The sequence below is a fragment of the Mesorhizobium sp. P2_E10 genome (assembly GCF_056404235.1).
The window spans coordinates 148,771-161,444 of sequence record NZ_JBFUEK010000007.1; the positions used below are offsets into that span (position 1 = coordinate 148,771).

The following is a 12,674-nucleotide window of genomic DNA, read 5'->3' on the forward strand; positions in this document are numbered from 1 at the left end:
TGCCAGTCTCGACAATGCCGGCCTTGCGCTGGTCTATGTGCTCGGTCCAGCCGACCGCCCCAAAAGGAAACCCCGGTTGTTTGACTGCTGGCCGCCTTCGCCGGGTCAGCCTGAGATAATTTCGTAGCTAAGGATCTGAGCGTCGCTGAGGGACGACCTCCGTCCAGGCGAGATGACGCCGGAGCCGAACAGTAGAACGGCTTCACGGCGCACGAACACTTCATGGTCGGGTCCAGTCGACACAAATGTGCCGGACGAGCTTCGCTCAACAAGTCCCGCCCTGCCGTTCGAAATGGTGAAGGTCGCGTGGTGCCTTGAGACCCAGGGCCGCAGGACGACGATATTGCATTCAGGAGATCGGCCAATGGTCACGAATTCGTTGTTGCGGCAAGATCGCAACTGATCTCCATACCGGATGACCAGATTGATGTGCCTTGGCGGGGCGAACCGCCTATCGATAATGGTGCCCCGGCTGGCGATCTGCGTAGTGAGGGCCCCATCGTCGCTACCCAGGGTATAGACGTCGAAGGGCTCTTCCTTCCCCTTGAAGGGCATTTTGTCGAGGAGCCGCAAGGCACTGCGGCCCTCTGAGGAAAGGGATTCGAAGAAGCTCTGGCTGATCAGCACCTCCCCCGGGTTCGCCGTGGTGGACAACCTCGCGGTGACATTGACAACGTCGCCGAATACTTCGCCCCGCGTGCGAATAACCGGCCCGAAGTGCAATCCGATCCGGGTGGTCAGCGCCCCTTTCGTCAGCTGGCTGCTAATTTGACGGACGGCCCCCAGCGCCGCCTCTGGCCTCTCGAACAGGCTAAGCACGTCATCGCCCTTCGAGTGAATGAAATCACCGCCGTGCCGGACGGCGATCTCGCGTATCGCGTCTAGGCAATCCGAGACCTGCTGCAGAGCGGCATCGTCGCCGATGCGCTCATAGAGCGGCGTGCTGCCCACCACATCGGCTAAGAGGACTGCGACTAGAAGCCTTTCCTGATCCATCGTCCTAAAGCTCCGGCACCGGCTTATCTCTACAACCGAACTTGCCACCCGTCCCCGAGTCCTTGATGCTTTGCGTTGTAGAATGCACGGCAGCGCGGTCTGGCGCTACAGGCGACGCGACATCGAGGTGGGCCGCGCCGCACATTTTATCACGCCCTGAATGATAAAGGCCCGCTACCGTAAGGGCAGCGGGCCATGCGGTAAGGGTGCAAATTTGCACCCTTTTCAGTAGTGGTCCGGCTGCTCTGCCATCTCGCCGGCGTCCTTTTCGCCGTCTTCAAACCATACCGTGGCGTCGACTTTCCCCGCGAGCCGCTGATCGATATGGTTCGTCCAGGCAAGCGATGGCTCGCCTTCTTCCCTGTCGTGCGGTTCGTCGAGCACATCCCCGCCATGCTCGTTTTCGGCTTCGCGCTCGTCATGGCCGGAGCTTTGGCGCGGGAGCCCGCGACATCAGAGGCCAGGAGAAAACATGCTCCGAATGCTCAGTGCATCCAGGCGGTGGCGAGTCCATTGCCCCGTCAACCCAAGCGGCCAGAGTGACGCAGGGTCGGAACTGATGCGACCGGCGGCTGTTTCCCCCCTTGAAGGGACCGCAACCGCGAAGGGAGCGGAACAATGTTTGAAGTTTTCTCTATAGAAGCGGCCGACGCCAGACTGCGCATAAAACGGGCTGAGAACTCTCTGAAGCGCGCCAATGAATTGTTGGACGAGGAAGCTGGCGTCGCCCTCAATCTCGCACTTTGCTGCAGGATCAGGTCCGCCCAACGGCGCGTAGTCGAGGCCAAAAAGCGCCTGACGATTCATCACGGCAGCGTCAATTGACTTCTCATTTGGGATTTTTGCGCCCGACACCAGGGAACGATTTCGGTCGTCATGAGTTGGAAACCCATGGACAATTTGGAACCCCACGGCCACGGGATGGCGGCCGATATTTTGTCGTCGGAAGTTGCCAATGCCAGGCAGCGCATCAGCCGGACCGAACTCGCTCTGGAACGCACACAAAAAATGCTGGCCGAGAATCTCGCGTTGCACAGCCGGATACGAACTGCTGTCGAGGCCGCAGGCTGCATGGTGAAGATCGATCCCAGCCGCACAAATCGCGATTGACCTTCTTTCCAAAGCGGAGGTCTCAAAGTCTTCTTTCGTAAGTTTCGGTTTTCGTTTCCTCTCCGCTCGGTCTGTGGTCTTCTCTCAGTCTCTGTCTCTCTGTATGGGCAGGCTATGGAATCCGCAGGATCGACGTCATACGGTCTGGGTTGGGCGCCGCCAACTCAACGAAAGCCGGCGGTACCTTTTAGCTGGCGACCAGCGGGACGGTGACGGTTGTTGAATAATTAATGGGGTATTGATCGAAATACGGGAACGCGATCACATAGGCGTAGTTGGCGGTAAGATGAGCCATGCGAAAACCTCCGCTGGCGGCATCAATTACGATCGTGACCACGACATCCTTTAACCCCAACGTCAGCAGTTTTTTCGTGGCGATGGTTTGAATGTCGCTCTGTGTCAGCGAATTCTTCAGCTGCAGCGCACGTGCGGACGTCTCCAGCGTGTAGCGAACGCTGGACTCCGCATTCAAGGACCACCCAAACGCAAAAATCCCGAACAAAAGCATCACCAGAATGGGTGCGATCAGCGCAAACTCCAGCGCCGCTCCGCCGGATCGGTCTCGACGCAGTCCACGCGCGGTCTGTCTAGCGGACACGGATCACCTCTTGATGGGTGATCGTGCGGGGATCCACGAAACGGCCAAAAGCGAAAGGTGGCACCCAGGTGGCTGTCGCTTGTATCTGGACGAGGATCGACGGCACTTTCGGCCCGGCGCAGAGGCTTGACGCATCCACCACCGTACTGCCGCACATATATTGCCGCGCCATGGTGACCTGTGCGTCGTCGGGATGTCTTTCCCAACTCGAAAGGGCGATCGCCTGTGTGGCCGTGTCGTTGGCTGCGCCGGCCATCAGGAGATTTGCCGCCGTCTTGACGCCGGCGCGCATCGACAATGAGCTCGTGACGTAAGACCACCCGTCGATGATACCGAGCAGAACCAAACACAGGATGGGCAGCACCATCGCCAATTCCACGGCGGCAACACCGGACTGGTTCCGCAGAATTCGGGCGGCAGGCCGGTCCATCGTGCTACTCGACAAGCTTCACGGACTGCGTCGCCGGAATATCCTTCATTCCGAGGCCCGTGCAATCCTGTTTGATGGTGCTGCTGCCTGACCACTGTATCGTGTCGGCGACGACCTGCGTGCAACCACCCGTGCCGGAAAAATTGCCGAGATAATTGACCTGCTGCGTTGGAAAATAGAGCGCGCCGGTCAGCAAGGAATCCGCGGTTCCATTCATCGTGTTCTGCCCGCCAAGGTTGGTCCTGTCGCCATAGAGCAGCACCCCGGAATAGGTGCCAGATGTCGGTGCGCTGAGTTTGATTGAAGCGTTTCCGTTCATGCTGACACGCGAGCTTCCGGCCAGATAGATGGTGACGCCGGTACCGGTAATGTGGGCGTTCGCGTTCACTTTGAAATCACCGGCTTGAATGACGTAGACACCGGGCTTGAGTGTCACATTGCCGCTCAAGCTCAGTCCGGAGCAGTAGGTTCCGGGCTGCAGGGTCGACGGCTTGGTGTTCTGACAAGGGTTCGTGGCTGCCGGCGTCGGCAAATTCACGAAAGGATCGGCGGCGGGCAACGCCTGGGTCATCGGCGCGGCGCAGACGGTCGTTACGGGGTTGCTCAGAGAAACGCCGCCTGCCGATATCAGGCAATCGGCCTGCAGAGCTGCCGACCCTTGCAGCTTGATGGCATCCGCGGCAATCGAATCAGCCATGACCGAGCAGCCGGTCAGTTTGACATTTGTGCTGCCGGAAAAGAGCGCCGCCTTCGACGCGGAGGGATTGAGCGCCAGTACGCAGGCTTTTGAAGCGTCCGTGATGAGAGCCACCGCTCTTGCCTGTTCGGGAACGGGCCCCTGGTTGAATACTGCGGTGAAATATCGATCCAGGTTCTGGTGAACGATCACCTCGACCGCCTTGTTTGCGACGTTTGGACCGGATGACGGCGGTGTGAAAACGCCAATTGTCCCTGGTGGTGTTACAAAACCATTGGACGTTGCCGAAAGCGTCGCGGCGGAGATGATCGTGGGCTTATTGGAGCCGGAAATCTTTTCCAGGGCGCCAGCATAAGCTGCGGCATCCGCAACTGCCTGCAGTTTGAGGCTGCTGTAATACCAATAGGAGGTCTCGACCCCGAAGGCCGCGGCGCCTACCACAACCGGCAAGGTGAACGCAAAGATGATGGCAACATTCGCGTTCGTGGCCCGACTTAGGCGGCCCAAGACAAAGAGGACCCGGGTGAAGACGCTGAATGACATATCTTATTAGAAGACATGCATAAGTGAACGAATGGCTAAGAACTCCATTCCGATTCTTTGCAAATGACAGAAGCAGCCGGCAATTTCTTTCTTCCGCCGATACAACAGCAAAAAAGGCCTTCCTAGAGGCTCGCAGCTGGCCTACCTCCGTTGCAGGTGCCGGCTACCCCGATCTCTAAGTTGAGCGGTTCTCCTTCAGAGCGCAAAGCACCTTCCGGTGCCTTCTGGATCGTCATTCGCAGGAGGATCGCGTGTCCGCGCCGCCGCGGCAAACCGTCTGCAAAGACTTGGGCTATCTGGCCGACCTGTTCAACATGAACACGAAAGCTGCGGCGGTGATGTAGGCAATCAGGGCGTAGATGGCCGGCGGCACTCCCATCTCGGCATTGTTGAGCAGGAATTCGCTGAGCGCGAGCGTGATGACGAAGGCGGCGTTGTGGATGCCGGTGGCCATGGCGACGGCGACCGCCTGCCGCCTTTCGAGGTGCAGTAGCACCGGTATGCCATAGCCGATCGTCATGCTTGCGAGGTTGAAGGCCAGGGCGGCAAGGCCGACGACCGGTCCCCAGGTGACGATCACGTCCCACTGGCTGACCGCCGCAAAAATAACGACTGCCGCCAGGAAAAGCGTCGCCAGCAGTTTGACCGGGCGCTCCAGGCGGTCCGCCAGGGTGGGATAACGGTGCTGAACTGCAATTCCGATCGCAGCCGGAACCAGCACAATGGCAAAAAACTGCAGGAACTTGTCGACCGGTAACGGCAGGATCTGTCCGGCGCCATAAAAATGCTGCAGCGAAAAATTGGTGATCAGCGGCACGGAAACCAGCGCCACCAGCGAGGTAATCGCCGTCAGCGTCAGGCTGAGCGCCGTGTCGCCTTTGGCTAGATGGGTATAGAGAACGGCCGTCGGCCCACCGGGGCTGGCCGCGAGCAACATCATGCCGACCGAGATGGCCGGCGGCAGCGCCGAAACGGAAACGATGGCAAAGCAGACGACCGGCAGCACGAAGATCTGCACGACAAGAGCGACAAGCAGGGTTTTCGGCCGCAAAAGGACCTGCGAAAAATCCTGGAGTTTCAGCGACAGGCCAAGCCCAAGCATGATGACGACGAGCGCCATCGGCAGGAAGATGTTGAAGGTGGCGCTGTGCTGCATGCTGGTGCTCCCCCGCTGACCAGCCAAGGTCCGCGAACGGATCTATTAGCGCAAAATAATGAATACGGAATTATTCGCCATTCCGGCCCGCCGCATCGGCACGCGCCGTCGGCAATCTGGCGTGCTGCCCCTGAGCTGGATTGAGAAGCAGGTCACAGACGCTTGATCGCCTAGATGGCACAGATGAGGGCCGAGGCTGATCGGACTTCAGCGGTTGGCCTGGCCAAGGAGGGACAGTGTCATGGCCTGCCGTGAAGTGTCGACATGGATCACTGAGAATGTGCTCACTCCCGTGGAGCGGTTCATCACCGAGGCGCGCGAAGCCTGCGAGAATGTGACCACCTGGGTCGAGGAGCAGGTGCAACAGCCGGTTGAGAATTGGGTCAGCAAGCAGGAAAAGCGCTGCCGCGAGCAGGACTGCGACTGGTGGTGCGCCTGCTGCAACAAGTGGTTCTGCTGGCTGGTTACCGTCGTGGTCCGGGTCGTCACCTGGGTCGTCATCACCATCGGCAAATGGGTCACGCATCTTGTCTGCAAGATCGTCACCACGGTTGTCGGCATCGTCGTCGAACTGGTGCTGAAGGTGATCACCCGGCTCGTCACTTTCTTCGTCTGCCTGTTCGAGGATCCGGTGAAGGCGTTCTCGGCCCTTTGGGACCTGGTCAACGACGTCGTCGACGCGGTCGACGATGTGTTCGAACTGGTGGTGTCGCTGCTCGATGACGTGGCCGAAATCCTGCACGAGGTCGGCGACCTTCTGGGCTCGCTGGGCCGCACCTTCTGCATTTTCGGCGACGGCGCCTGCGCCTTCTTCGGCGCGATCTTCGGCGCCCTCGAAGGCCTGCTGGACTGGGCGGCCGATGTGGTCGACTGGGTGCGCGATACCGTCGAAGGCATCCGCGATCTGGTCATCGGCATCCTCAGTCTGGACTGGTGCCGCATCCAGAAAGGACTGGGCATCTTCAATGTCCTGCGGGTGATCACCAGTGTTACGCGCCTGCTCGGCATGGTGTTTTATGTCGGCCCGCGCGAGCTCATCGACAAACGCGGTCTTGAAACCATCATCGACGACGCCCTGTCGGCGGCACTGGCCAAGGATCCGGACCGGCTGGCGCGCTCGAAAGAAAGAGCACGCCTGGGCGGCGCTCCGATCGGCGTGCCCATGGAACTGGCGCCGCGTCGCATGGCAATTCACTCCAGCGAGTTCCTGCGTGAATTGCACCGTTCCGGCGCCCTCAATCTTTACGCTGTCGCCGGGCGCTTCACCGACTGCCAGGGTAAGGCGGCTTGGGAACAATTCGAGGGCGAGGTCGTCTACACCGGCACCAGGACGACGGTGACGAAAACCGATCTCGACGATTTCCTCGAACTCGGCGCCGGCGCCGTGCCTTCCTTCACCGCCTACCCGATCAAGCGGGATGCGTTCCGCAATCGACTGGAGCTTGCCCAGCGCAAGGGTTTTCAGGTCGGCATCAACTTCACATGGCCGTCGATCGGCGAGGTCGCGGTGACCGAGTCCCGCTTCGTCCCGCTCGCCAGTGACGAAAACGACGATGCCGTGCAGCAAGACCTGTTGCGGCTGATGGGTCGCCCCGACCGTGACGAGGACCTGCGTGTGGTGCCGGTGATTGCCCATTTCGGTTACGTCAGCACCAGCCTGCACGGCCTGACCTCATGGTTTCGACCGGCCCTGGGCGACGGCAGCCCGACCGGCACCACCTTCCGCGACCGCTTCCCGGAAGTCGTCTTTCAGTATGTCGCGATCCACGAGATCGGGCACTATGTCGGACTGAACCATGACGGGCACACCAGCCCGGCCGAGATCATGTGGAAGCCGGCGCTCGGCACCAATTGGGGCGAGACGATCGGCAACTACGGTTTTGGCAGCGGCGAAGCCAACTTCACCCGTGCCGACGCCGAGGCGGTGTGGCAGTGGATCACCACCACGCCCGAAGCGCTCGACAAGATCTTTCCCTGATGCAGGTCGCCCGAAAGCGCGCAGCGGTTCTGGGTGGCATGCATGAAAACAAGGGCTTGAAGCGCGCCGCCGTCTGCACGCGGCGTGCTTTGGGGAGAAGACCACCATGGAGTACATAGTAGACAGCCTCGCCAGCCTGGAGCAGCTGCGTAGCGGCAAGCCGGCTATCCGGCGCATCCGGCTGGCCGGCCCGCTCGCCGATGAAGGCACCGAGCGCGCGTTGAACCGCGCTTACTTCGCCTGCGGCTGCGAACAGGGCTCGGTCACCGTCATGGCCGTCCTTGTCGGATCCATACTGCTCGGGCTACTCAGGGGGTTCGACGGCGCCCTCGCCTGGTGGTGCATCCTGCTCTATCTCGCCGCTGCCGCACTCATCGGCAAAGCCGCTGGGTTGACCCTTGCTCGTCTGCGGCTTGCCCAGCTCTACAGCCGGTTGAAGTCGCGTGCTGCCCCGTTTCCTGATCCGATCATGAGCCGGCCCCTTCCCCACGAACACGATGGTTTGACCGGATCGGACGCGCCCCAGAACGGCACATAGTTGATTTCTCCGACAAAATATGATGCTTCTCGCGCCCATGAAAAAGCTCTGCCTTATGGTCCTGGCGTCGGTGACGCTGGGTTTTCCGGCTTTCGCGATGGACAGTGCGCTACGCGCCGGCCTGCTGAAGCTAGACCCGCAAACCCGCCTCGAACAGCGATGTGACGCCGAAGTTCTGGATCGGATCACGCATGACGACAGCAAATTCAAAGCCGATCGTGTCGTCGCTTACGCCTTTTCGACGCCCGAAATGGGCGCCGACGCAATCAAGAGCCCAGGGGCTGCCTTTCGCAGCAAGGGGCAGTGGTACCGGCTGAAATTCAAATGCGAAACGGCGCCGGACCATATGGAAGTGCTACAGCTCCGTTACCGGATCGGCGACGAGATCCCGGAAACCGATTGGGCGAAATACAACCTCTACGACTAGAATTCGCCCTCTACGATTGGATTTGCCGGGATGAAGCGGTATTTCACCCGCTGTCGGCGATCGTCGTAGTCCGCCGCTTTGCCGCCGCAAAAGCCTGACGCGCTGATGTTGTTTCCGGCGGTGTCTTGACGCGCAGGAAGTATCCACGTTAGGGCGTCGGGATATCCGACGACGCACACTCGGCCAACGAGCAAGGGACTTCCAGTCGATGGACATTTTCAGCGCTGCCAGCCTGACCGCCCTGCTTCAGGTCATTGCCATCGACCTTGTGCTCGCTGGCGACAATGCCATCGTCATCGGCCTGGCCGCCGCCGGCTTGCCGGCCGAACAGCGCAAGAAGGCTATCCTCGTCGGCGTGCTGGCGGCAACGGTGCTGCGCATCGGCTTTGCCGCCATCACCGTCAAGCTGCTGGCGGTCGTCGGACTGCTGCTTGCCGGCGGCATCCTGCTTTTGTGGGTGTGCTGGAAGATGTATCGCGAGCTGCGCACGTCCCATGCCGATGAGCTGGAGGCGACCGAGGCGCTGTCTGATTCCGACCTCAACAGCGACAGAATGGTGGCCGGCAAAGCGCCGCGCAAGACGCTTGGCCAGGCGGCGCTGCAGATCGTCGTCGCCGATGTGTCGATGTCGCTCGACAATGTGCTGGCGGTCGCGGGTGCGGCGCGCGATCATTTCCCGGTGCTGGTCATTGGCCTGGTGCTGTCGATTGCCTTGATGGGCCTGGCTGCAAGCTTTATCGCCAAGCTGCTGCATCGCCACCGCTGGATCGCCTATATCGGCCTGGCGATCATCCTCTATGTCGCGGTCGACATGGTCTATCGCGGCGTGGTGGAAGTGTTGCCGCATGTGAACGCCGCGGTGGGCTGAAGCCACCCGTTCCGCGGTTTCGATAGATTCGTTTCGAAGGCAGATGCCGTGCGTTTCGCCGCATCTGCGGCGCGCCCATACCAATGCCGCAATAAGTGTGGTACTGCGCCGCCAATCCTGAAAACCCGGAAAACCGCTATGTCTGCCCCTCGCGTCAGTTTCGTCAGCCTTGGATGCCCGAAGGCCCTCGTGGATTCGGAGCGCATCATCACGCGCCTGCGCGCCGAAGGTTACGAGATCGCGCGCAAGCATGACGGCGCCGATCTGGTCGTCGTCAACACTTGCGGTTTCCTCGATTCGGCCCGCGACGAGTCGCTCAACGCCATCGGTTCCGCACTTTCGGAAAATGGCAGGGTCATCGTCACTGGTTGTCTCGGCGCTGAACCGGACGTGATCCGCGAACGGCACCCCAACGTTCTCGCCATTACCGGCCCGCAGGCCTACGAGAGCGTGATGGCGGCGGTGCATGAGGCGGCACCGCCCAGCCACGATCCCTACATCGACCTGTTGCCGCCGCAAGGCGTGAAGCTGACGCCACGCCACTACGCCTATCTGAAAATTTCGGAAGGCTGCAACAACCGCTGCACCTTCTGCATCATCCCGGCGCTGCGCGGCGATCTCGTCTCGCGGCCGGCGGCGGATGTGCTGCGCGAAGCGGAAAAACTGGCCAAGGCCGGCGTCAAGGAGATCCTCGTCATCTCGCAGGACACCAGCGCCTACGGCATCGACATCAAGTACCAGACGTCGATGTTCGGCGACCGCGAAGTGCGGGCTAAGTTCCTCGATCTGTCGGAGGAACTGGGCAAGCTCGGCATCTGGGTGCGCATGCATTATGTCTACCCCTACCCGCATGTCGCCGACGTCATCCCGCTGATGGCCGAGGGCAAGATCCTTCCCTATCTCGACATCCCGTTCCAGCATGCCTCGCCGCAGGTGCTGAAGAACATGCGCCGTCCCGCGCATGGCGAAAAGACGCTGGAGCGTATCCGTGGCTGGCGCGAAGTGTGTCCCGATCTCGCCATACGCTCGACCTTCATCGTCGGTTTCCCCGGCGAGACGGACGAGGATTTCGAAATGCTGCTCGATTGGCTGGATGAGGCGAAGATCGACCGCGCTGGCTGTTTCAAATACGAGCCGGTCAGGGGCGCTCGTTCCAACGATCTCGGCCTCGAACAGGTGCCGCAAGAGATCAAGGAAGCGCGCTGGCACCGCTTCATGCAGCGCCAGCAGAAGATTTCGGCGACGCAGCTGGCCAAGAAGGTCGGCAAGCGCCTGCCGGTGCTGATCGACGAGGCGCATGGCACGTCGGCAAAGGGCCGGACCAAATACGATGCGCCCGAAATCGACGGTTCGGTGCATATCCAGTCGCGGCGTCCGCTGCGCCAAGGCGACATCGTCACCGTCAAAATCGATCGCGCCGACGCCTACGATCTCTACGGTTCAGCGGTCTAGATCAACCGGTTCGCCAAGTCCCTGCGGGATCGCAAGCTGCCGAAAGGGCGCCTTGCGGCGCCCTCGTTTTGGCAGCGTTTCGTCAGAGCTTCACTTGCTCGATTGCAGCCAGGGACCGATCGATGACCTGATTGAGGGTCTTGTCCAGCCGCGTGCCCGCCGAGCCGGCCGCTATCACCGACAGCCGTGCGGCAAATCCCAGATGGTAGTCCACGAACCATTCGGGATGCGGCTCGGGCTCCGGAATGGGCGGCCACCACGGGGGAAGCTTCGGCAGCTTCGGTCGCGTGGGGCACCAATCGTCAAGGTCGCTCAACAACGCTTTCATGTCGAGCCCGCCTCGCTCGGCGCCCCATGCGTAGCGCACGAATTCGTCGGCGATCGCAGCGCCCAGCTCGTGAGGCGGGAGCGGCTGGGGATTGAGTGCGATTTGCGCAAGCCGCCACTGTGGTCCGTGCGGGATGACGTCGTAGATCGCGGGAATGCGCTTACCGATAATGGCTAAGAGTTTTTTGCTCAATTGCATAAGACATTCTCCTGCTCAAATTAGTAACGTCGGCCGAGTTTCGTCAGGCCGCAAAATGAACATGTAAGTAAAAGGCAAATGCGTCTGTGAAGGCGGTCACGGAGCCGGGTTGCAGACATTGCGCCGGGCGCTCGGTCCGACGAAAAGACCGCGATTTACCACATTTCGCGATAGTTGCGGCCGTTTACCCTGTTTGGCCGCGACCTGCTTTATGGTTTCCAGGATGCGGAAACTCGGATGAACACCAAACCTGGCAGGCCGGATTACATCGCGACGCTGGACCTGCTGAGGCTGGCCGCGGCGCTGGCTGTCGTGTCTTTCCACTATTTCTTTCGCGGCTCCGCCGCCGGCGGCGTTCTCGCCGAGGGTTATCCGACAGTGGCGCCGGTCGCCATCTACGGCTATCTCGGCGTCAATTTGTTCTTTCTGATCAGCGGCTTCGTCATTGCCTGGTCGGCGGAGAACCGCAATTGGCAACAGTTTGCAATCGCGCGCTTCGCCCGCCTCTATCCGGGCTTCCTGCTTTGCATGACGATCACCTTCGCGATTATCATCACTGTCGGTGCGCCACTGTTCTCAACCTCCTTGCGCCAATATGGCGCCAATCTGTCGATGTTCGCGCCGGCGCTGGGCCAGCCTTTCATGGATGGCGTCTACTGGTCGATCCTGCTCGAGCTGGTTTTCTACGGCTGGGTGACGCTCGCGCTGCTGTCAGGGGTTTTCCAGAAATGGAAGCTGGAGTTGATCCTCATCTGGCTGGCGATCGCAGCGCTGAACGAGTTCTTCGTCGACGGTCGCGCACTGAGGCTACTGTTCATCACCGAGTTCGGCCCCTTCTTCGCGGCAGGCCTGCTGGTCCATCACATCCATGCGCATGGCCGCTCGCCCAAAGCCTTGCTGCTGCTCGCGGCCGCCTTCCTGCTGTCCTGCTGCACGCTGTCAGTGACGCAGCACTGGATGCTCAATGAATATGGCATGGCCGTTTCGCAGACCCATCTCGTGGCCGCCAATGTCGTCATGCATACGGCGCTGATCGGCGGCGTTCTGTTGCGCAACCGTGTCAGGCCGTCCGCGCTGACGCTGGCGCTGGGCGGGTTGACCTACCCGCTCTACCTCCTGCACCAGAACATCGGCTATCTCGCGATCAATGCCGTGGCACCTGTGGTCGGAAAATGGGTCGCCGCTTTCGGCTGCGTCGCTCTCATGCTCCAGGTTTCGTGGGCGATCTGGCACCATTTCGAACGACCGGCCCAACGCATGGTCAAGATCTGGCTCGGCCAAGCGGTCGATGCCGTGCTGGTGCGGTTTCGTCCGACCCCTTCCGGCACCCAACCCGCAGAATGAAAAAGGGCGCC

General features: G+C 60.7%; 15 protein-coding genes. 8 read left to right on the forward strand and 7 right to left on the reverse strand.

The window, feature by feature from the left end:
* Positions 1 to 105: 105 nt before the first annotated feature.
* Complete coding sequence (locus tag AC1D0N_RS20105) at positions 106 to 996, reverse strand: adenylate/guanylate cyclase domain-containing protein (protein WP_477246909.1); 891 nt, start codon at positions 994 to 996, stop codon at positions 106 to 108.
* Between the two features lie 225 nt (positions 997 to 1,221).
* A complete protein-coding gene (locus AC1D0N_RS20110; protein WP_477246911.1) occupies positions 1,222 to 1,380 on the reverse strand; it encodes a hypothetical protein in 159 nt (52 codons plus the stop codon).
* Between the two features lie 234 nt (positions 1,381 to 1,614).
* Here AC1D0N_RS20110 and AC1D0N_RS20115 point away from each other — a divergent pair, with 234 nt between their 5' ends.
* Both AC1D0N_RS20115 and AC1D0N_RS20120 read left to right on the forward strand, forming a co-directional pair.
* Positions 1,615 to 1,821, forward strand: a complete 207-nt coding sequence (locus AC1D0N_RS20115; protein WP_477246912.1) for a hypothetical protein — start codon at positions 1,615 to 1,617, stop codon at positions 1,819 to 1,821.
* A 66-nt stretch (positions 1,822 to 1,887) separates the two neighbouring features.
* Complete coding sequence (locus tag AC1D0N_RS20120; protein WP_477246914.1) at positions 1,888 to 2,106, forward strand: hypothetical protein; 219 nt, start codon at positions 1,888 to 1,890, stop codon at positions 2,104 to 2,106.
* A 187-nt stretch (positions 2,107 to 2,293) separates the two neighbouring features.
* Here the strand turns inward: AC1D0N_RS20120 and AC1D0N_RS20125 are convergent, their stop codons facing one another.
* The 4 genes from AC1D0N_RS20125 to AC1D0N_RS20140 all read right to left on the reverse strand — a co-directional run bounded on the left by AC1D0N_RS20125 (position 2,294) and on the right by AC1D0N_RS20140 (position 5,530).
* Positions 2,294 to 2,704 carry a TadE/TadG family type IV pilus assembly protein gene (locus AC1D0N_RS20125; protein WP_477246916.1) on the reverse strand — a complete coding sequence of 137 codons (411 nt, stop codon included), beginning with the start codon at positions 2,702 to 2,704 and terminating at the stop codon, positions 2,294 to 2,296.
* A complete protein-coding gene (locus AC1D0N_RS20130; protein ID WP_477246918.1) occupies positions 2,694 to 3,134 on the reverse strand; it encodes a TadE/TadG family type IV pilus assembly protein in 441 nt (146 codons plus the stop codon). The genes AC1D0N_RS20125 and AC1D0N_RS20130 overlap by 11 nt, the downstream gene beginning before the upstream one ends.
* A 4-nt stretch (positions 3,135 to 3,138) precedes the next feature.
* Positions 3,139 to 4,374, reverse strand: a complete 1,236-nt coding sequence (locus AC1D0N_RS20135) for a pilus assembly protein TadG-related protein (protein ID WP_477246920.1) — start codon at positions 4,372 to 4,374, stop codon at positions 3,139 to 3,141.
* 292 nt (positions 4,375 to 4,666) lie between these two features.
* Positions 4,667 to 5,530: a bile acid:sodium symporter family protein gene (locus AC1D0N_RS20140; RefSeq protein WP_477246922.1), complete on the reverse strand. Its 864-nt coding sequence runs from the start codon at positions 5,528 to 5,530 to the stop codon at positions 4,667 to 4,669.
* Positions 5,531 to 5,771: 241 nt separating this feature from the next.
* Here AC1D0N_RS20140 and AC1D0N_RS20145 point away from each other — a divergent pair, with 241 nt between their 5' ends.
* The 5 genes from AC1D0N_RS20145 (at position 5,772) to rimO (ending at position 10,793) form a co-directional block, all read left to right on the forward strand.
* Positions 5,772 to 7,508 carry a hypothetical protein gene (locus AC1D0N_RS20145; RefSeq protein WP_477246924.1) on the forward strand — a complete coding sequence of 579 codons (1,737 nt, stop codon included), beginning with the start codon at positions 5,772 to 5,774 and terminating at the stop codon, positions 7,506 to 7,508.
* Between the two features lie 106 nt (positions 7,509 to 7,614).
* Positions 7,615 to 8,046, forward strand: coding sequence for a hypothetical protein (locus AC1D0N_RS20150; RefSeq protein WP_477246925.1), 432 nt, complete (start codon positions 7,615 to 7,617; stop codon positions 8,044 to 8,046).
* Between the two features lie 19 nt (positions 8,047 to 8,065).
* Positions 8,066 to 8,473: a DUF930 domain-containing protein gene (locus AC1D0N_RS20155; RefSeq protein ID WP_477246927.1), complete on the forward strand. Its 408-nt coding sequence runs from the start codon at positions 8,066 to 8,068 to the stop codon at positions 8,471 to 8,473.
* 208 nt (positions 8,474 to 8,681) lie between these two features.
* On the forward strand, positions 8,682 to 9,341 hold the full coding sequence (locus AC1D0N_RS20160; RefSeq protein WP_477246929.1) for a TerC family protein: 660 nt from the start codon (positions 8,682 to 8,684) through the stop codon (positions 9,339 to 9,341).
* Between the two features lie 138 nt (positions 9,342 to 9,479).
* Entirely contained in the window at positions 9,480 to 10,793 is a 1,314-nt protein-coding gene (rimO, locus tag AC1D0N_RS20165; RefSeq protein WP_477246931.1) for a 30S ribosomal protein S12 methylthiotransferase RimO, read from the forward strand.
* 82 nt (positions 10,794 to 10,875) lie between these two features.
* Here the strand turns inward: rimO and AC1D0N_RS20170 are convergent, their stop codons facing one another.
* Complete coding sequence (locus AC1D0N_RS20170) at positions 10,876 to 11,319, reverse strand: hypothetical protein (protein WP_477246933.1); 444 nt, start codon at positions 11,317 to 11,319, stop codon at positions 10,876 to 10,878.
* A 237-nt stretch (positions 11,320 to 11,556) separates the two neighbouring features.
* On the opposite strand from AC1D0N_RS20170, the gene AC1D0N_RS20175 reads away from it, so the two are divergent.
* A complete protein-coding gene (locus AC1D0N_RS20175; protein ID WP_477246935.1) occupies positions 11,557 to 12,663 on the forward strand; it encodes an acyltransferase family protein in 1,107 nt (368 codons plus the stop codon).
* The last annotated feature ends 11 nt before the right edge of the window (positions 12,664 to 12,674 follow it).